The following is a 20,023-nucleotide window of genomic DNA, read 5'->3' as shown; positions in this document are numbered from 1 at the left end:
TATATGCTGAAAAATGAAAATAACTTCCTATTGTTAAGTGTATTTTCACTGGAATCACACTCCTTACCAAATTTCTAAATGAAATGTATGGTTGAGTAGTTACAAATTTAAACAACAAATATAGTACGTGAAATTTTAATACATTTTATAAAATACCCCCGCTAAATGAGGGGGTATTCTTCTACCTATTGATGTTTTGGGAAAGGTGATTAAGGGAACTACAATTTTTATATTATCATAGAAATGATGGGTCTCATGTTGAGAAATAAAAATGTCATTTTGTGAAGAAAGAATAGAATTTATCCCTTTTGTCTTACAAGAATGTCAGTAGTATACTTGCGTTACTACTTGTTTTCCCTGAACTTCGTATATAACGATGCTCTTTTCTACACAAACAAGCAATCGAGTTAGTATTTTTATACTTTAGCTAATCTTTTCTGGGGTACCACCAGCATTTCGGAAAAAACCCACGCTAAGAGCATACAAGATTTTATACAGTTTTTCGGCTAATCCAGTAACAAACGAGAACCTAAAACCGCGCCAGGATAGGAATGTATAAAAAAATGCATAGATCGATAGAAAAATAAAAAGAGGTTCCCTTGTGAGAATGGGATTCTCCTTTTTCCTTGCTACCGATAATGTTACGTTATGTTAACTGAATATGAATAGAGTATACAATAGGAGTCTAAATCTATTTTCGAGAATCTATTATGTTAACGATACAAAAAGGACTGTCAAATTTAGACAGTCCTTTTGAATTCTTATTTAAATAAAGCATGCGTTAGTTCAATAAAATATTTGTTGTCTATGTGTTAAAATGTTAAAAATGTTTACCAACTTCCAAAAGAATAAGGATCGCAAAATTGCAGTATTAACCTTATTTTTAGATAGTGCTTAAATTATTTCGGATAATTTCTCGCCCGCACCTGTCTAATCGTCAGCTTCGAGTAAGAGGCTCATGATAATCGTTTATAAAGTCATGCACCAGCATAACGGATCACTTCCACCACAATGAGGGCAACAACCTCCTGTATAAGTAATTCTAATTTGATCTGAATGAAGTACATAATAATCAGTAATTGGTTCGACACCAGGGATCTCTATCCCGCCTGGAATCGCTGGCAATATAACCTCCCGCACTGTCATGTCCGACCACTTACCGTTCCAGGAACAAATACTGCACTTTAATATCTCTTCCGAAAAGTTCGGAGCATTTTGGATGACAATAATACATTCTCTACTATAGGTATTACAATTAGGACAATCGTGTACTTTCACGAATCTCCACCTCTCATCAAATTTAAAACTTTTCACGTACCTTCTTTTTATTATTCTTTTTTACAGTCAATTAGTCCTTTTTGGGTGTTTTTGCCCATCCCCCTTTTCGTGGGATAGGCAAAAACACCCTATGACCGTAAAGAAGTATATCTTGTTGACTTCGAATCAAACGACAATGTAACAGTAGGTGGATTTCTTGTTTATGTAGATATAGAGACTAAATTAAAGACTTATTAACTTCCGAATTCGATAATTATGTAAATGAGCTGTCCATATGGACAGCTTATTGTATTTTTTGCTTAGCGTGGGGGTTTTTCAAAATGCTGGCGGTATCCCTACAATCACAGCCTATCGTTGAATAAGTTGCATACGAATGAAATGGCATTCTAACGTAAGCAATTCATTCTAGTTTTCATACAAATCCTATGCTAGATGCTGAATTTGGCACATAGCTTCACCTCGCAAAAACTTCGGCAAGGTGAAGTCTCTCCCCTACAACGCATAAAGACTAAAGCAACCATAATCTGTATAAACAGCCAAATAGTCCTCAGTGAATGCTATATTGCAAGATTTCACCACGTGCTCAATCATGATTGTAGTTGCATGCCGTTTTGTTACAAAGTCATACAGTCGTACCTTCCCTCTGTCATAAGCAGCTACCAGTCCTTTTTCCGCATGAATCGCACAACCCCTAGTCTCACCTATTTGCCAATCCTCGCATTTCTTCTTAGCCTGCCAATCATATACAAGTAAATCCGAACACCCGTATTGCTCCTGAGTAAACAAAAGATGATCATCCGGGGAGAAGATTATCCTTGTTGTCATAGCATGGATAGCTTTGGGCAATACTACTTCTTGACCAGAGGCAATATCATATACTCTTACTTCCCTACTATTCGTACAATAAGCGAACTTATCTCCGCTATGCGACAGCGCAGCACATAGCTGTGTACTGTGTCCTCCATACATCTCGCAATTTACTGCTATCTGGCAGATAACCTTTTCCTTTACAAGATCATACACAATAAGCTTGGAATCATTATACCAAAGCACTCTATCACTCGATAAAGAAAGCGTATTCCCTACCGTCAATTCAGCATGTAGCGGTTCCGAATAGGACTTAAGCTCCCCGCCCTTCACCTCATATCCTCTTATCGAATGACAATCATTCAATACCAATTCACCCGCATGAGGACAATAGTACATATCATATACAAGATGATTTTCTCCAAGTTCAAAAACGACTTGTTTCTCTCCGGATTCGTCTATTAAATAAATCTCTTCTCGCTGAAATTGCCCAATAACATATCCAACATACGATGAATTAGTTCCAGGTATGGGGACAAAAGGAAGAAACCCTGTATATCCCTTTCCCAAATATAGCTGCAGCACCGGTTCTCCTGCCGATACCTCCAAATTATGATAGATCATGCCTTTCTTCAATCTCTGCCAAATTTCCTTCTCCATCTGCTTGGCTGCCTGCTCAGCATTATCAAACTGCTTCTTCCGAGATTTTCTGCCCCCAGTCGAAGTGATAAGTATGCTATCATTTCTTTGAATACTCCAAGTTTTCCCGCTCGCTCTATCTATCAACATTCTATGCATTCGTTTCACCTCTTCCTAAATGTAGCAAATGACCTCCGAACAAGTCTAATACTCTGCCACTTCTCGAGGTTACTATTAACATCTGCACTTTTTAGGTGGACGGCTAAGATTCATGGGAAAATATGTTATAATCCACATATAATCGTTCTTTAACTAACAATGCAGTTTAGTTGAATATTGAACTACCCTACCTAAAATCCTAACAGATTTTTGAAGAAGGGGATTCCCAAAAGGGACAACTCAGACAAAATACTTAGCAGACCATACCCATTCAACAAGGTTGAATCGTTTTTCCTATAAGGTAAGAAGCAAATATAACCTAAGGCTAAAGAAGAGTAGTAGAATTTAGTATTCTATTATTTTATCATTGTAATAGCACGCACTTACCAAGATTAAGGAGGTATTACGAATTGATTTTAGAAGAATATAAAAAACGGGCATCAGAGCAGGAAGATTGGGCACCAGGATGGGAAGCAATTGATGAAGTTTTTGATAAACTTTATCCGAATCAGGAACCTGCACATTATGGGACAACATTTCATAAACGGGCCTTTTTTGGTGGAGACGAATATTTAGATGGTTATAGTATTTATCAATCTCCAAATGGTTACAAGCATTTACTAACGTATGGAATGACGGAGCTTTACACAGATGTAGACGCATTTGGTAGTGAATGGAGCCGCTGGGGTTATGAAATGACTATAAAACTGAAAGAGGATACGAATGAAGATTGTATGTGGGCAATTGATATGCTATCTAATCTTGCTCGCTATACGTGCACACAGAAAAGATTCTTTGAGCCAATGCAATTTGTGGCAGGAAATGGAACGTCTCTTCATATTGGCGTAGAATCTGCTATTACTGCTTTACTAGTTGTAAATGATACTGAGGCAGAAGGAATTGACACTGTTCATGGTAGAGTGAACTTTATGCAATTGGTCGGAATTACACAACAAGAATTAGAAGTGCTGAAAGAGGACTACACAAAAGCAGAGATTCTTGTTAAGAATATGAAGAAAGATAATCCGTATTTAATTACAGATATGAAACGAATAAAATCTTATTTATAATCAGAAATAAAGCATCTCTTGAAAAAAGAGATGCTTATTCTCCCCTTCTCGCTGCTTGCTGCAACGGATCCCACACACTGTTGAACGGCGGAGAGTAACTTAAGTCCACGTCTTCTAAATCATGAATCGTCATTTTATGAAACAGTGCCATTGCTAGTACGTCTATTCGTTTATCTACGCCCTGCTCACCAATTACTTGTCCGCCTAACAATTGCTTTGTGTCCTTGCGATACAATAATTTCAAGTGAAGTGGTTTCTTACTTGGATAATATCCCGCTATGTTTGTTGAATCTATTTTTACAATTTCATACGGTACTTGTAATTGCTCTGCTTCTTTTTCATTTAAACCCGTTCGTCCTAATGTGATGTCCATAAATTTCATAACCGCTGTTCCGACGATTCCTTTAAACGCTCTTCGTTTATTCACCATGTTTAGTCCGGCAATTCTTCCTTGTTTATTTGCCGTTGTTCCAAGCGGAATATGATCATGTTTTTCTTTTATAATATGGTACTGCGTCGCGCAGTCTCCTGCCGCATAAATATCTTCTATATTCGTTTGCATATAAGCGTTAACTTGGATCGCACCTTTTGGATTTTTGATGATCTCTGTTCCTTCTAGAAAATCAGTGTTCGGTTTCACTCCCACTGATACTAAAACAAGATCTGTTTCATACATTCCTTTATCTGTTTCCACAAACTCAACTTGTTCTTTCCCTTGAAACGATTTCACATTTTCATTTGTCAGAATTTCAATATTATGCTTTTTTGCTTCTTCATGAATATAAGCTGCCATGTCTCCATCAAACACGGTACCGACATAATCATTTCGTTCAATCATACGTACTTTTTTCCCTAGTTCTACAAATGTTTCCGCCATTTCTATACCAATTGCCCCGCCGCCAATAATGGTAACATGTTCAACGTTTTGATTTTGAAGCGTCTCCATAATTCGCTCTGCATCTGGGATCGTTTTTAATAGATGTACGCCTTGCAAGTCGCTACCTTTCCAATTCGGCATAACTGGACGCACTCCCGTTGCAATCAATAAACGATCATATTCGAATTCGAATGGTTCTGATGTTTGTGTATGTATGCCATATACTTTTTTACTAGCTGGATCTACACGTGTCACTTCATGATTCACTTTCGCATCAATTTGATATTTATTCCGAAACGTATCAACGCTCCTCGCAATTAGCTTTTCAGTAGAAGCAATGACTCCGCTTATCGCATAAGGAAGACCGCACTGCGCATATGAATAGATTTCACCTTTTTCTAAAGTGATTATATTTGCTTCTTGGTCATTGCGGACAATTTGCATGGCTGCACTCATTCCCGCTGCATCTCCGCCTATAATAACGTATTTCATCGTATCACTCCTTCTGTCATTATCTATCGTTTACAATTCCCCTCTTCTGCAATTATCAGTCATTACAGAGCTGTTTATCCCTTTTAATGGTAACTTATACAAATACTCCCCCTCAACCATTCTGCTTGTATCTTCAAAGCCGATGCTTTCATACAGTTGTTTTGCAACGAAATTGTTCGGTTCAAAAGATAGAAAAACTTCATTACAATTCGCATCTTTTCTCATCTCTTCGATTACCTGTAATAATGCCGTTTTCCCATACCCTTTTCCTTGATGTTTATGATCTATCATAAGTCTGCATATTTCAAAAAAATGATATTGTTCACAATATCCATACATTGTAAAGCCAACGATTGTTTCATCGCTGTATATTGCCTTTGTAATCCAACCTTTTTGAATTTTCGACTGGGCTAATGATAATGCATTCGAAGCAACAAACTCTTCACAAACGAAATGTTTATCTTCTTTATTTGTCGTTAAGAATATACACTCTAGCCAATTCTCATTTGTAATATCTCGCAAATTTATACTCATTCCATGCTCACTCTTTCTTTTTTAATCTATGAAGTTATATATTTCTACAAACAAAAACACTTCTCCTATAAGAGAAGCGTTTTTTTACACAATAAGATGCCACACAAAAACCTCTACCACCACAATTAACACAGCACCAAAAATCATCAGTGTCGTCTTCTTCAAGAGCTCATTTTCCCGAAATGGAATGTTACATAAATAAGCACCCAGTGTAATTCGTGATGGACACGCAATTGTCGCAAAAGAAGAGCTTGTATTTTGCACCGTTGTCACAAACTGCCACGGAAGCCCCACGTTCTGTGCGGTCTGCATTTGTAACCTCATAAACATCGCATTTGATCCCGCGTTACTTCCCGTTAAAAAACCACCGATACCACCGATAAAAGGAGCAACGAAAACAAACATCATTCCAAAGATATGACCAGCAGATTCCGCTAATAAAGTATGCATCCCTGCTGCACTCATTAATTCTGAAATGGCAATAAACATTGTCGTTGTAACCGCAAAGGGGATCCATTGTTTCACTGTTTGCAATAATGACTGCTTTATTATAATAGAAGGAATACGAAAGAAAATGATGGTAAATAAACATGTAACTCCAAGCCAAAATCCTGGTGAATACAATAATTCAAGTTTGTAAGAGTACGATGGCAAGTTCATAACTGCATATGATTGCAGTGCACTATGAAACGACGGAATCAGACGAGAGAGCAAGATGCAGACGGTTAAAAATAAATACGGGCTAATTATTTTTACAATAGAAACTTCTTGCTGCTTGGCAACTGCATGTTCCGAATATACTTCCTTCTGCTGTTTTGCCGTCATTTTTATGATGATAAATCCAAATGTTATCGTGACAATCGCACTTAAAATTCCTGCTAATTCAACACTTACATATGTACTAGACAAACAGATGGAGAGAGAAAATAATAGAAAAAAACCCGCCGCTTCTTTCCACTTTTTCCTTACTGCCGCAAAGCCGCCGACTATATATAATGAAAGGATGATAAAATACGCAAAGATTGGCACACTTAACACTGCCGTACCAGAGCCAAGTTGTACTAAAGGCATATCAATAAGACCAGAGCCAATAATCGTTCCGGTTGCCATTGCTCCCCATGAGCTTGCTAATAAGCCGATAAAGGAAAGCAAAACAGCTTGAAACGGCCTGTAACCGAGCGAAAGAAAAATAGGTGCAGCCACCATAAATCCAATTCCAAACCCACTTACCGATTCAATAAGAGGACAAATTCCAAAACACATGAGGAGCATTTGCAGTAAACGGTCATGTGTAACATGTTCCATAAAACGAGCAACTTGATCGATATACCCCATTTTATTCATAAGGTGAAATAAAAAAATACCAAAAAACAATACATATCCAACGATAAAACAAATTAAACCACCTTTCATTGTTGCATGAGCAACCTCCCCCATTCGCAAGTGAAACATCGGTGATAGTAAAACAATTCCGCTGCACACAACATAAGAAATTATCGATGCTTTAAGCGATGTTTGCTTGAATACAAATAAACAAATAAAAATCATCATGATTGGAATAAGAGCTAATAATACTGTCATACCATCATCTCATTTCTTGTAAGGTACAATTGAAAGAACGCTACAAAACCATTTTTCTTTTTAGGCGGGCAAGAGCATCTGGCTACGCATAACGGCGACTTACATGTTAAAAAATATTATATAACATACGGCAGAATATTCAATTAATTTTACGTCAGTTTTTTTATCCTATTCTTTATCTGATAAACTATAAAAAAATAGTAGCACAGACCATGGCCGTGGTCTGTGCTACTAATCTTAGTATGTTTTTATATGTCCACTCATATATCGACCGCTTTTTAAAATATATCGGCGACTCGACACAATATAAAGCCCCTTCGACGACGTTCGACATACCGTGTGCACTTGAGGAAGTTGACAATAGTCCATTCCTTTATTTCACCGCAGCAATCAGCTCACGAATTTCATCTCGCTTTTCATTTTCTAACAGCTCAATGACTTTACTTCCGACAACTACTCCGTCACATATTTGAGTCATTTCCTCTATTTGCTCCGCCTTCGATATTCCAAATCCTGCAACAACCGGAAGCTGAACATGCGCTTTCACCTTTTCTAAGTAGGTGTGTAATTCTTGCGTGAAATCGCGGCGTACTCCCGTTACGCCCGCTACTGTGACGGCATAGACAAACCCTTGTGATTCACTTGTAATCTTTTTAATTCGTTCTATAGGGCTCGTTACTGTTACAAGCGGAATAAGGGCAATGTTTGCATCGCATAGCAGCGGTGCAATGATATCTTGTTCTTCATACGGAAGATCTGGCACGATAATCCCATCGATACCTGCTTCGATGCAGCGCTGGGTAAAACGTTCTTTCCCGAATGCTAAAATCGGGTTTAAATAAGTCATGAGTACAAATGGAATTTGCACTGCTGCTCTCACTTCCGCTAACGCTTGGAAGATTCCTTCTAACGTTGTTCCATTTTCTAATGCTCGTTTTCCTGCCCTTTGAATCGTTGGCCCGTCTGCAACTGGATCAGAAAACGGAATTCCAATTTCAATAATGCTTGCCCCTGCTTCGTCTAAAAAACGAATTTGCTCTTGTAAATCGCCATCTCCGCCCATTACGTACGGAATGAATGCTTTTTTTCCATTTTGAAATGCTTTATGAATTCTTTCTATCCCCATTATTTACACCTCTTCCATATAACGTTTTATACTTTCAACATCTTTATCGCCGCGGCCTGATAAACAAATGACAAGTCCCTCGTCTTTTTTCATAGTGGGTGCTAATTTCAGTGCATACGCAACGGCATGTGAGCTTTCTAGTGCTGGGATAATTCCTTCTTTTTTCGTTAACAACTGAAAAGCATGGAGCGCTTCTTCATCTGTTATGGAATGATATGATACACGGCCAATGTCTTTTAATAAACTATGTTCCGGACCAACTCCTGGGTAATCAAGCCCTGCTGAAATGGAGTGTGCTTCTTGAATTTGTCCCTCTTCATTTTGTAAAATATACATCATCGATCCGTGCAAAACACCGACGCTTCCTTTCGTTAATGTTGCGGCATGCTTCTCTGTATGAATTCCCTTGCCTGCTGCTTCTACGCCGTAAAGCGCAACTTCTTCATCTTGTACAAATGGATAAAACATTCCCATCGCATTACTGCCGCCGCCAATGCAAGCTACAACTGCTTCCGGTAATTTCCCCTCTAACGCTGCATATTGTTTCTTCGTTTCCTTACCGATCACACTTTGGAAATCACGTACCATTTGCGGAAACGGATGCGGTCCAAGAACAGATCCCATCACATAGTGCGTATCATGTACATGTGCAACCCAGTAGCGAAGGGCCTCATTTACAGCATCTTTTAACGTCCTGCTTCCTACTGCAACGCTTTCCACTTTTGCGCCTAACAGCTCCATTCGGAAAACATTTAGTTTTTGACGGCGCACATCTTCTTCTCCCATAAAAATGACGCATTCTAAGCCAAGCAGTGCGCATACAGTCGCTGTCGCAACGCCGTGCTGTCCAGCTCCTGTTTCAGCGACAACTTTCTTCTTGCCCATTCGCACCGCAAGAAGTGCCTGCCCAATTGTGTTGTTAATTTTATGAGCGCCCGTATGATTTAAATCTTCTCGCTTTAAATACATTTTTGCTCCGCCGCAATACTTCGTGAAATTTTCTGCAAAATAAAGCGGTGTTTCTCTGCCGACATACGTTTGTAAATAATGCTGTAATTGCTTTTGAAATGATTCATCTTGCATTGCTTCTTTATATGCTTCTTCTAATTCTAAAACAGACTGCATTAACGTTTCTGGAACATAACGCCCTCCATATATACCGTAATGACCTTTTTCATCTGGATATACATATTGCATATTTAACACTCCTTCGCTTTTGTTATAAATTGTTTTATTTTCTCGATATCTTTTTTTCCATTTGTTTCTACACCGCTGCTCACATCAACCATATATGGCCGAACCATTTCAATTGCTTCTACAATATTTTCAAGCTGTAATCCGCCAGCTAATATGCACTTTTTTTCAATTGGATTTGACTGCAATAACTCCCATGAAAATGTTTTTCCATTTCCGCCATGAAACTGTTCTTGCGGACTATCAAATAATATAAAATCCGTTTCATATTCTTTTGCTCGTTCTATATCATTACGTGAACTTACACCAATTGCCTTTATAGACGGAATACTCAATCTTTTAATATGGTAATTTTGCTCATCCCCATGCAGTTGTACATGCGTTAAACCACAATACGTTACAATGTTCTCGATCACTTCAATGGACTCATTTACGAAAACGCCAACTTTCATTACATTCTCAGGGAGTTCTTCAATGATTTGTTTTGCCTGATCTGGCGCAATTTCCCGCTTACTTTTCGCAAATACAAAGCCAATGGCATCTGCCCCGTATTCACAAGCAATTTTCGCCGTTCTTATATCGGTAATACCGCAAATCTTTACTTTCATTCCGTCACCTGTAGCACTTGAAAAAAGTCTCCGACAGACGGCGCTGTCATGAATGCTTCTCCGACAAGAATTCCTTTTGCCCCTACTTTCTTGACACGTATCATATCTTCTTTCGTATGAATACCGCTCTCACTAATCCAAAGGACGTTTTGTTCATTTAATCGTTCCCCAAGCTGTTCCGTTGTTCTTAAATCCACTTCAAATGTTTTCAAATTTCGATTGTTTACTCCAATGACATCTGGATTTAGCTCTAATGCTATTTCTAGCTCCTCTTCGTTATGAATCTCTACAATCACTTCTAGGCCAATTTCTTTTGCATACGTATATAACGCAAATAATTGTTCTTTTGTTAATGCTGCAACAATCAATAAAATGAGATTGGCTCCCGCATCATACGCCCGGTCAATTTGGATTCGATCAATCATAAAATCTTTACATAAAAGCGGTACATTTATATGAGTTCTTGCCGTTTCTAAATCGTGAAAAGAGCCCTTAAAAAAATGACCATCTGTTAAAACAGAGATTGCTCCTGCACCATTTGTTTCATAAAGCTCAGCTTGTTTTGCGACATCAACATGTAAGTTCAGATCCCCTTTAGACGGTGAAGCACGTTTTATTTCTGCAATTACAGTAAACTTTTGCAACGCTTCTACGAAAGAATATGATGTACGTTTTTTCTTTACCGGGATATACGTTTCATATAACGCCGCTACTTCTTTCTTTTTTTGCTCAATAATTTTCGTTAAAATCGTTTCCATTTACTTCACCCTCTCTAGCTTTTTGTTACTTTCAGCAATTAATAAATGTAATTTCTCCAGCGCCTTTCCTGAATCGATACTATGAGCCGCTAAGCGAATGCCATCTTCAATTGTCCTTGCTTTTCCGTTTGCAAAAAGAGCAAGCCCTGCATTGAATAACACTGTATCACGGTATACGCTATCTTCTCCGCGCAGCACATGTAATGTAATATTGGCATTTTCCTTTGCATCTCCGCCTCGAATCGCTTCATTTTTCACACATGAAAATCCATACTCTTCTGGAGAAATACTTACTTCAATAATGTTGTTATCTTTTAAAACTGCTACGTGATTCTCTCCTTGTAAAGATGCTTCATCTAAAAACCCACTGCCATTTACAACAATTGCTCTTTTTCTACCAAGCTTTTGCAAGACTTCTGCTACTGGACGTAACATCTCCCGTTTGTAAATACCGACGAACTGTGTTTCTAAGTCGATTGGATTTGTAAGTGGCCCGATTAGATTAAAAATTGTTGGAACGTTTAATTCTTTTCTTACTTTCATAATGCGGCGCAGGGCTGGATGCATCGCTGGCGCAAATAGAAAAGCGATACCGACGTTTTCTAACAAATAATCAATTTGCTTTGTCGAACATGCAATGTTCACACCGAGTTCTTCTAATAAATCTGCACTTCCCGTTTTACTAGAAACGGCACGGTTTCCATGTTTCGCAACCTTTACGCCTGCACCCGCAAGTACGAAAGCTGATGTTGTACTCACATTAAATGTTTGCGCCCCGTCCCCTCCTGTTCCGCAATTGTCCATCGCATTTGCAATATGATTAGAAAACGGCAATGCTTTTTCACGAAGGGCGCGAACAAGGCCGTATATTTCATCCGCCGTTTCCCCCTTTGCCTTTAACAATGCTAAAAAGGCTGCAATTTCACTTTCTAAAATAGCTTCGCTTAATAAGCTAATCCCCGCTTCATACATTTCGTGTTCCGTTAAATCTTGCCTCTCTACTAATTTTCGAAGATAGCCATTCATACTCTCTCCCCCTCTTTCACATTTGATAAAAATGCCCGTATTAATTTATCTCCTTCTTCAGTTGCAATGGATTCCGGATGAAACTGTAATCCGAAAAGCGGATAGTAATGATGACAAATGGCCATGATTTCTCCGTCATCCATCGCTGTCGCTAATACATCAAAGCAACTCGGAAGATTGTGCTGCTTCGCTACGAGCGAATGATAACGCATCGCTGTCAGCGGCTGTTTTACATATGAAAATATCGATGTGCCATTATGTTTTACAAGCGACGTTTTCCCGTGTTTAATCTTTTCTGCCCGCACAACTTCTCCGCCGAAAGCAGTAACAATTGCTTGATGTCCTAGACAAATACCGAGAATCGGAACTGTTTGATAGAAATGCCTAATCACATTCATACAAACCCCTGCATCTTCCGGCCTTCCAGGTCCTGGCGAAAGAATAATTGCTTTTGGCTTCATGTCTGCTAGTTCCTCAATTGTCACTTCATCGTTACGCACTACAACAATCCGTTCCGTATGATGGCCTAACAATTGATACAAGTTATATGTGAATGAATCATAGTTATCAATTAAGACAATCATTTCATTACCTCCAAAAGCGCTTTTGCTTTATTTAACGTTTCTTCATATTCAGCCGCAGGGTTCGAATCATACACAACGCCAGCGCCCGCCTGTACATACGCTTTCCCGTCTTTCACAACCATCGTTCGTATCGCCAGTGCCATATCCATATTGCCTGAAAACGAAATATACCCAACAGCTCCGGCGTACACATTTCGTTTTTCTGTTTCTAATCCGTTTATAATTTCCATTGCTCTAATTTTAGGAGCTCCTGATACAGTTCCTGCCGGTAAGCAATGTGCCAATGCATCCAAACAATTCATCTTTTTTCGCAATGTTCCGTAAACTTCAGATGCAATATGCATGACATGCGAATACTTCTCTATTTTCATATATTTATCTAAATGTACAGAACCGATCTCACTCACCCGGCCAATATCATTTCTTCCTAAATCGACAAGCATCATATGCTCCGCCCGTTCCTTCTCGTTTGCAAGCAGTTCTTTTGCTATCTTTTCATCCTCTTCTTTTGTGTTTCCGCGCGGCCTTGTTCCGGCAATTGGATTTGTCATCACTTTCTCATCTCGTACAGAAAGTAAGCTTTCCGGTGAAGAACCAAGTACGACGTAATCTTGAAAATCAATATAAAACATATAAGGAGATGGATTTGCGGTGCGAAGACGGCGATATAACGCAAATGGATTTCCTGTAAAATCACTTTGCAAACGCTGTGATAGCACAACTTGAAAGATATCTCCTGCCCGAATATATTCCTTTGCTTGTTCAACCATTTTGTAAAACCTTTCTTCTGTTATAGAAGATGTAAATGATAAGGAAGCGCTCAGCTCTTTCACCTGTTCCTCTGATTCCTGCAGCAATTTTTGTTTATATGTTTGCAGCCGTTCATACACCTCTTCATACGAGTCTGTATCGCCGCCGCAATAGACATATACAAATGACAGCTTTTGCCTTACATGATCGTATACAACGAACATGCGGTAAAGCAGCACATGTACTTCCGGAATATTTAAAGGGTCAGAGAGCATCTCTCCAATATCTTCATATTGCCGAATCACATCATATCCAATATAGCCAACCGCTCCTCCGCAAAATGGGAATGGACTCTCAATTTTCTCTAATGCCAGAACACTTTCTAGCTCTTTTAATACATTTCCGTTTACCTTTTCTAGCACACCATTTATCGTAATTTCTACTTCCTTGCCAATACTTTTGATTTCTCCGTAAGGATTACATCCTAAATAGGAATAACGTCCTTTATCTTGATGAAGCTGCGAGCTTTCCAGTAGAAATTTTTTCTCACCTTTCATCCGGCGATATAACGCAATCGGTGTTAAACTATCGCCTTCTTCTTCCTGAATAACAAGAAAGGTTTTCCCTTGTTGTTTTCCCATCATAAATTGTTCTTTCGTTATCATCACTGTCACCTCTCTATCCAAAATAAAAAAGTCCCCTGCATATGGAAATATGCAGAGGACGATAAATTTACCGCGGTACCACCTCTTGTTGGATGCAAAGCATCCCGCTTTTTCAGGTACAACATTATACCCTATCCTTGTAACGGCGGAACCCGGGTTGCCTACTTATAGTTCAGCATACCTCTCGTAAGCCCATTCCGCATATGGCACCGCACCGGGCTCTCACCTATCCCCGGCTCTCTGGAACGTCTCCAATATACGTACTCTTCTTACTCATCGATTTATCCTATTCATTTTTTTCTATACAAAAAGGGAGTACTCATCCTATAGAAAGGACGGGTACTCCCGTGGTGCCACCTTAATTCGTTACAAAAGTAACGCACTTTTCCGTATCGAAATACAATACGTGTCTCTTGTAACGATGAGATCTTTTCGCCAAAGCCTACTTCTTTCGTTTCGGTCTGGAAGCTCCGAAGCCCATTCCATATTACTTTCATACTGATTCGCACCAACCATCAGCTCTCTGACATGTCCATAATATGTACTCTTCTTCATCAACGCTTGCATTTTTAAATTTGAAATCATTATATGCTTTTCTTTTTTTAGAAGTCAATACTTTCAAAAAAATATTTTTTATGTACACCTTGAATATTATATTGACAAAACAACTCATTTTTATGTAAAAATAATAAATACTCTATAAAAATAGCTATACATCAACAAAAATTTTTATATTGGTAAAATAATATATCTTCTAAATACGCTTACATTTCTGAAAATTCGTATTTAGAAGATGGATTTTTACACATAATCATGTTAGATTATAATATGTAACTCATCAAAAGACACTACTAGGAAAGGGGACTAACATGAACACACAGATTTTAATTTCTATTTCGATCTATATGATCGGGATGTTAGTGATTGGCTACATAGCCTACAAACGAACATCAAATTTAACAGACTATATGCTTGGCGGGCGTACATTAGGTCCCGCAGTAACAGCACTAAGTGCAGGCGCTGCTGATATGAGCGGTTGGCTGTTAATGGGGTTACCCGGTGCGATGTTTGCAACAGGTCTAAGCAGCAGTTGGATTGCGATCGGCTTAACACTCGGCGCTTATGCAAACTGGCTATACGTCGCTCCTCGCTTACGTACCTACTCTGAGCTTGCAAACAACTCAATTACAATTCCAGAATTTTTAGAACATCGCTTCCATGATAAATCTCATATGCTACGCCTTGTTTCCGGACTTGTTATTATGATTTTCTTTACATTTTATGTAGCTTCGGGATTAGTTTCAGGTGCTGTTCTATTTCGTAATACATTTGGAATGGACTATCATATGGGACTTTTCATCGTTGCTGCCGTTGTCGTAGCTTATACATTATTTGGCGGTTTCTTAGCTGTAAGTTGGACAGACTTCGTACAAGGAATTATTATGGTCGTTGCACTCGTTTTAGTTCCAATTGTAACGATTATGCATGTAAATGGTCTTGGATCAGCATTTCATACAATCCAATCTATTGATCCAAACTTATTAAATATCTTTAAAGGTACTTCTGTACTCGGCATTATTTCTTTATTTGCTTGGGGTCTTGGTTATGTTGGACAACCTCATATTATCGTACGCTTTATGGCTATTTCATCTGTAAAAGAATTAAAAAGCGCTCGCCGCATCGGTATGAGCTGGATGATCTTCTCCATTGTCGGCGCAATGTTTACTGGACTCATTGGAATTGCATATTATGCTGACAAGGGAATGAAATTAGCAGATCCAGAAACAATTTTCCTTGAGCTTGGAAATATTTTATTCCATCCGCTCATTACTGGATTCTTATTAGCTGCCATTTTAGCGGCAATTATGAGTACTATTTCTTCTCAGCTTCTTGTTACTTCAAGTGCTGTAACAGAAGATTTATACCGAACATTTTTCCGCCGCTCTGCAACGGACCGCGAACTTGTTTTTGTAGGACGTATGGCCGTTCTTCTCATTGCTCTAATAGCAAGCGGACTTGCCTTTAAACAAAATGACTCAATCTTAGCGCTTGTTGGTTATGCTTGGGCAGGTTTCGGTTCTTCATTTGGACCAGTTATTTTATTAAGCTTGTACTGGAAACGAATGACGAAATGGGGCGCTCTTGCTGGGATGATCGCCGGCGCAACAACCGTTATTACGTGGACACAATTTAAGTTTTTAAAAGATATGCTATATGAAATGATTCCTGGTTTTGCTGCGAGCTTACTCGTTATTATTATTGTAAGCCTATTAACAAAGCCATCAGAAAATGTTCAAAAAGAATTTGAAGAGTTCGAAAAAATAGCTTCTTAATATAAAAAACAATCCCTGCTTCTGTACAATAGAAGCAGGGATTGTTTTTTATATTAATCCCTTTTGATTTTTCAACATGCAAATCACTGCTATGCAGAACAAACAGTGACCGCTACTTGCTTTCTCCCTTTGTTTTACACTTTGCACGTGGTAGGAAAAGGCCCTGACCGCTTCTATGGACGGCCAGATGCTCTCGCCCATCTGAAAAGAAAGGGGTTTTTTTATGTCATTTTTTCACTTTGTATTTACATATTATTGTACTGAATTTTCTGTAAATTAACAAATTCTTTATATTACCTTAAATTTTTTCTAACATTCTTTGTATATAGTATAACTAAGAACATGATACAGAAGGACTAAATCAATGTTACAAATTAATATCCAAACAAAAGAGAAACACCTAAAAAGAGTAAATGCAAGAAAAAGTGTACTAAAGTGGAGCTTTAGAGGGTTGTATTTCCTATGAATGACCACACATGAATACTTTTATGTATATTTTTTGAAGGAGGACAACTTACATGCGATTACCATCTCACCCGCAAAAATACCTTACATCTTCGTCATGCGCTGAAATACAAACAGATCTGCCTCATATTACTATTGTTTCTTCAATTGTACCAGTCATTGGTATACAACTGCACAAAGCTAAGCTAAAACTTAAAGCTGGGCAACGCGCGGAACTTACAGCAACTGTCCTTCCTTCTCAAGCAAGTAACCAGGAGATCATTTGGACATGCACGAACCCCCATATTGTAGAGATTCATACCGAAAAACATAAAGCAACTCTAATAGGAAAACAAGCTGGGCGAGCTGTTATTATTGTCACAACCGCAGAAGGTAAATTTCGTGATCTATGTATTGTCAACGTTCAGCCGTATATGACAAAACCGAAATAAAGTGAAACTTCCGTCAGTGGGGGGGTTCTTCATCCCCCACTGACGGAAAGCTCTCACCAATCGGGCTTTTACGGGCAGTTATCCCCCACCTATCTTCTTTAGAAAAGCGGAAGCGGCTTGCTCAGAATCGCAGGACGTTGGAGCTCCCGACAGAGAGGTGCTTTTTGCCTCGTCCGAGGGGGCGAAACGACCGGAGATTCTAGCCGCTAGAGCTGGACAACGCTTCTCTCTGAATCTTGAGGTGGGGGTCTTACTGCCCACAAATAGCGGGATAAAGCGCAACTTCCAATAATGGAAGCTGCGCTTATGTTCAATTCTACTACTTGTATCTTTATCATTTTTTCATATGTTCATGAGATAGAGCGATTACGATTTAACAACTACGTCTCTTGCGTATATACCATACCTTCTACCGGTTCTTCATATGTGCGCTTTTGTTGTTGTAATAAAAAGATACATACGCCGCATAATACAAGAACGCTTCCGACCACTTGCGTAGAATTTAATTTTTCACCGAGTAAAAAGAAAGCAAGGATCATCGCACCAACAGGCTCACCTAAAATACTCATAGAGATCGTTGTCGCATTTACATAATTTAATAACCAATTATTAATCATTTGAGATACAGTCGGTACAGTTGCAAGTAAGAAAAATACAGTCCAGTCCCATGATGAATACCCTGTAAATGGAATTTGCAACATCATGTTATATATACTTAAAAATAAGGCTGCAAATGTAAAGACAGTAAAACTATAAATCCAGTGCGATACTTTTTTCACTGTCGTTTGCCCAATAAATAAATATCCAACCACTGCAATTACACTAAAAAATGATAATATATCCCCTAAGACTGCTTCTTTGCTTAGTCCTAAATCTCCCCATCCGATACACCCTACACCAATAATGGCAATTCCCATTGTTGCAAGTGAAATGAGTGTTGTTCTTTCTTTAAATAGGAAAAATCCTCCAATGAGGGATACGAGTGGCTGCAATGCTAAAATAATCGTAGAACTTGCAACTGTTGTAAATTTTAACGATGCAAACCATAGAAGAAAATGCAGTGCTAAAAAGAAACCGGATCCAATTAAAAATCCCCAGTCTTTCTTCTCAATTCTCGTAAATTCCTTTCTTTTCTTCCATACAATCGGAATCATAATAACTACAATAATCCATAAACGATACATACTTAAAATAGAAGATGGTGCTGTAGACATTTTTACAAAAATAGCCGCAAATGAGATCGTAATAATCGAAATCGCTAGCGGCAGTGCTATTGATTTCTGCTGCTTCATGTGTTGTCTCCTTATCTATATAAAGTGAAACTTCCATCAGTGGGGGGTCTTTATCCCCCACTGATTATCAGCTCTCACCAATCGGGCTTTTACGAGCAGTTATCCCCCACCCATCTTCCTCGCTTTTCTTTGAATCTTGAGGTGGGGGTTTTACTGCCCACAAATAGCGGGATAAATCCATTTTGATTTTTCAACATTTTTGTCTAGCTCTGCCTCCTAGGCCCTCATGTCTAAAAACCTTCCACACGAGAAGGTAAAAAACACCTTCTGTGTGAAAGAACCTTAGCCAACGGGCCTAAACAGTCGACTCCGCTTTTCTTTATAAGTCGCGGCTGTGCAGATCAACACATGACCGTTTCTTGCTTCCTCCCTTTGTTTTAAATCTAGCACGTGGCAGGAAAAAGCCCTGACCGCTTCTATGCACGGCCAGGTGCTCTCGCCCCCCTTAAAAGAAAAGCGGTTTTATGTTGTTTTTCAATTTGTATTTATATAAGGAAAATTCTCATTTCATTATAGCCGTTTCTTCCAATACTGAATACTAATTTTTTAGATTCTTCTCATTCTTATGCTAAAATAAAGTTGTAGTAACTTTTTACTTAGGGGAGATTACACGATGACACAAACAATAGGAAAAATTGAAGAACTTACATTTTACAGCAAATCATTGCAAGAAGAACTGACGCTTCTCATTTATTTACCAGCAAATTTCACGCCGCTTCATAAGCACACCATTGTAATTGCACAAGATGGAAGAGATTATTTTCAACTTGGAAAAGCACATCGCGTGATAGAGTCACTTCGCAAAACAGAGGAAATTGATCGAACGATTATTGTTGGCATCCCATATAAAGATGTACATGATCGAAGAGAAAAATATCATCCAAACGGATCGCAAAATGACATGTACATTCGCTTTTTAGCTCATGAACTCGTTCCATATTTAGATGAGCAGTACCCAACATATCACATGGGGAAAGGCCGCGTTTTAATCGGGGATTCTTTAGGCGGTACAGTTTCATTTATGACAGCACTTATGTATCCGCATACATTCGGAAAAGTAATTATGCAGTCGCCATTTGTAAATGAATCTGTACTAGAGCGTGCTAAGGTCTTTACGCAGCCACACATGTTAGACTTATATCACATCATCGGTACAGAAGAAACAGACGTAAAAACGACAGATGGTAATATTTCAGATTTTGTAGCGCCGAACCGTGAGCTACATTCTCTTCTTACTGAAAGAGGATTTACAACTTATTACGAAGAGTTTGCTGGCAATCACACATGGAAATATTGGCAAAAAAACTTACCGCATGCATTTTCTCACATGCTAGCGCTGAAATAATATACAGTT

17 protein-coding genes and 2 other annotated features are annotated in these 20,023 nt (G+C 38.7%); of the genes, 4 read left to right on the top strand and 13 right to left on the bottom strand.

Features of this window, described 5'->3' with window-relative positions; translation table 11 throughout:
* Positions 1-969: 969 nt before the first annotated feature.
* On the bottom strand, positions 970-1,146 hold the full coding sequence (locus MR076_RS13300) for a hypothetical protein (protein ID WP_156107953.1): 177 nt from the start codon (positions 1,144-1,146) through the stop codon (positions 970-972).
* 624 nt (positions 1,147-1,770) lie between these two features.
* A complete protein-coding gene (locus MR076_RS13295; RefSeq protein WP_242221264.1) occupies positions 1,771-2,883 on the bottom strand; it encodes a hypothetical protein in 1,113 nt (370 codons plus the stop codon).
* A gap of 410 nt (positions 2,884-3,293) precedes the next feature.
* Here MR076_RS13295 and MR076_RS13290 point away from each other — a divergent pair, with 410 nt between their 5' ends.
* Positions 3,294-3,953 (top strand): suppressor of fused domain protein, encoded by a 660-nt coding sequence (locus MR076_RS13290; RefSeq protein WP_242221261.1) that lies wholly within the window; start codon positions 3,294-3,296, stop codon positions 3,951-3,953.
* Positions 3,954-3,987: 34 nt separating this feature from the next.
* Here MR076_RS13290 and MR076_RS13285 read toward each other — a convergent pair whose 3' ends face one another.
* From MR076_RS13285 to trpE, 10 genes are all read right to left on the bottom strand, one after another.
* A complete protein-coding gene (locus tag MR076_RS13285) occupies positions 3,988-5,322 on the bottom strand; it encodes a CoA-disulfide reductase (protein WP_242221259.1) in 1,335 nt (444 codons plus the stop codon).
* A 30-nt stretch (positions 5,323-5,352) separates the two neighbouring features.
* On the bottom strand, positions 5,353-5,856 hold the full coding sequence (locus MR076_RS13280) for a GNAT family N-acetyltransferase (protein ID WP_090995671.1): 504 nt from the start codon (positions 5,854-5,856) through the stop codon (positions 5,353-5,355).
* An 84-nt stretch (positions 5,857-5,940) separates the two neighbouring features.
* Positions 5,941-7,437: an L-lactate permease gene (locus MR076_RS13275; RefSeq protein WP_242221256.1), complete on the bottom strand. Its 1,497-nt coding sequence runs from the start codon at positions 7,435-7,437 to the stop codon at positions 5,941-5,943.
* 373 nt (positions 7,438-7,810) lie between these two features.
* Positions 7,811-8,563 (bottom strand): tryptophan synthase subunit alpha, encoded by a 753-nt coding sequence (trpA, locus tag MR076_RS13270; protein WP_242221253.1) that lies wholly within the window; start codon positions 8,561-8,563, stop codon positions 7,811-7,813.
* Positions 8,564-8,566: 3 nt separating this feature from the next.
* Positions 8,567-9,760, bottom strand: coding sequence for a tryptophan synthase subunit beta (gene trpB, locus MR076_RS13265; protein WP_242221251.1), 1,194 nt, complete (start codon positions 9,758-9,760; stop codon positions 8,567-8,569).
* A gap of 2 nt (positions 9,761-9,762) precedes the next feature.
* Positions 9,763-10,365 carry a phosphoribosylanthranilate isomerase gene (locus MR076_RS13260; RefSeq protein ID WP_242221249.1) on the bottom strand — a complete coding sequence of 201 codons (603 nt, stop codon included), beginning with the start codon at positions 10,363-10,365 and terminating at the stop codon, positions 9,763-9,765.
* Positions 10,362-11,123: an indole-3-glycerol phosphate synthase TrpC gene (trpC, locus tag MR076_RS13255; RefSeq protein ID WP_242221247.1), complete on the bottom strand. Its 762-nt coding sequence runs from the start codon at positions 11,121-11,123 to the stop codon at positions 10,362-10,364. Before trpC ends, MR076_RS13260 begins: the two co-directional genes overlap by 4 nt.
* Entirely contained in the window at positions 11,124-12,149 is a 1,026-nt protein-coding gene (gene trpD, locus MR076_RS13250) for an anthranilate phosphoribosyltransferase (RefSeq protein WP_242221244.1), read from the bottom strand. It abuts the gene before it with no gap.
* Entirely contained in the window at positions 12,146-12,733 is a 588-nt protein-coding gene (locus MR076_RS13245) for an anthranilate synthase component II (RefSeq protein WP_242221242.1), read from the bottom strand. The genes trpD and MR076_RS13245 overlap by 4 nt, the downstream gene beginning before the upstream one ends.
* A complete protein-coding gene (trpE, locus tag MR076_RS13240; protein WP_242221291.1) occupies positions 12,730-14,148 on the bottom strand; it encodes an anthranilate synthase component I in 1,419 nt (472 codons plus the stop codon). The genes MR076_RS13245 and trpE overlap by 4 nt, the downstream gene beginning before the upstream one ends.
* Positions 14,149-14,199: 51 nt before the next feature.
* Positions 14,200-14,434 (bottom strand) — a binding site (T-box leader).
* A gap of 42 nt (positions 14,435-14,476) precedes the next feature.
* Positions 14,477-14,715: a binding site (T-box leader), on the bottom strand.
* Between the two features lie 302 nt (positions 14,716-15,017).
* Here trpE and putP point away from each other — a divergent pair.
* Entirely contained in the window at positions 15,018-16,481 is a 1,464-nt protein-coding gene (gene putP, locus MR076_RS13235; RefSeq protein ID WP_242221240.1) for a sodium/proline symporter PutP, read from the top strand.
* A gap of 518 nt (positions 16,482-16,999) precedes the next feature.
* A complete protein-coding gene (locus MR076_RS13230) occupies positions 17,000-17,377 on the top strand; it encodes an Ig-like domain-containing protein (protein ID WP_242221239.1) in 378 nt (125 codons plus the stop codon).
* Between the two features lie 380 nt (positions 17,378-17,757).
* Here MR076_RS13230 and MR076_RS13225 read toward each other — a convergent pair whose 3' ends face one another.
* On the bottom strand, positions 17,758-18,669 hold the full coding sequence (locus MR076_RS13225) for a DMT family transporter (RefSeq protein ID WP_242221237.1): 912 nt from the start codon (positions 18,667-18,669) through the stop codon (positions 17,758-17,760).
* A 613-nt stretch (positions 18,670-19,282) separates the two neighbouring features.
* Between MR076_RS13225 and MR076_RS13220 the strand changes: the two genes are divergently transcribed.
* The gene (locus tag MR076_RS13220; RefSeq protein ID WP_242221235.1) at positions 19,283-20,014 is read left to right on the top strand and encodes an alpha/beta hydrolase; all 732 of its coding nucleotides are present in this window, start codon (positions 19,283-19,285) and stop codon (positions 20,012-20,014) included.
* Positions 20,015-20,023 lie beyond the last annotated feature (9 nt).

This window comes from Bacillus cereus group sp. BfR-BA-01380 (assembly GCF_022663535.1).
Classification (GTDB): domain Bacteria; phylum Bacillota; class Bacilli; order Bacillales; family Bacillaceae_G; genus Bacillus_A; species Bacillus_A cereus_BB.
This window is presented reverse-complemented; position numbering and strand designations above follow the sequence as displayed.

Coding starts and splice junctions, on each gene's coding strand:
- MR076_RS13300 (WP_156107953.1), bottom strand. CDS start 1,146: ATGACAGTGCGGGAGGTTATATTGCCAGCGATTCCAGGCGGGATAGAG.
- MR076_RS13295 (WP_242221264.1), bottom strand. CDS start 2,883: ATGCATAGAATGTTGATAGATAGAGCGAGCGGGAAAACTTGGAGTATT.
- MR076_RS13285 (WP_242221259.1), bottom strand. CDS start 5,322: ATGAAATACGTTATTATAGGCGGAGATGCAGCGGGAATGAGTGCAGCC.
- MR076_RS13280 (WP_090995671.1), bottom strand. CDS start 5,856: ATGAGTATAAATTTGCGAGATATTACAAATGAGAATTGGCTAGAGTGT.
- MR076_RS13275 (WP_242221256.1), bottom strand. CDS start 7,437: ATGACAGTATTATTAGCTCTTATTCCAATCATGATGATTTTTATTTGT.
- trpA (WP_242221253.1), bottom strand. CDS start 8,563: ATGGGGATAGAAAGAATTCATAAAGCATTTCAAAATGGAAAAAAAGCA.
- trpB (WP_242221251.1), bottom strand. CDS start 9,760: ATGCAATATGTATATCCAGATGAAAAAGGTCATTACGGTATATATGGA.
- MR076_RS13260 (WP_242221249.1), bottom strand. CDS start 10,365: ATGAAAGTAAAGATTTGCGGTATTACCGATATAAGAACGGCGAAAATT.
- trpC (WP_242221247.1), bottom strand. CDS start 11,123: ATGGAAACGATTTTAACGAAAATTATTGAGCAAAAAAAGAAAGAAGTA.
- trpD (WP_242221244.1), bottom strand. CDS start 12,149: ATGAATGGCTATCTTCGAAAATTAGTAGAGAGGCAAGATTTAACGGAA.
- MR076_RS13245 (WP_242221242.1), bottom strand. CDS start 12,733: ATGATTGTCTTAATTGATAACTATGATTCATTCACATATAACTTGTAT.
- trpE (WP_242221291.1), bottom strand. CDS start 14,148: ATGATAACGAAAGAACAATTTATGATGGGAAAACAACAAGGGAAAACC.
- putP (WP_242221240.1), top strand. CDS start 15,018: ATGAACACACAGATTTTAATTTCTATTTCGATCTATATGATCGGGATG.
- MR076_RS13230 (WP_242221239.1), top strand. CDS start 17,000: ATGCGATTACCATCTCACCCGCAAAAATACCTTACATCTTCGTCATGC.
- MR076_RS13225 (WP_242221237.1), bottom strand. CDS start 18,669: ATGAAGCAGCAGAAATCAATAGCACTGCCGCTAGCGATTTCGATTATT.
- MR076_RS13220 (WP_242221235.1), top strand. CDS start 19,283: ATGACACAAACAATAGGAAAAATTGAAGAACTTACATTTTACAGCAAA.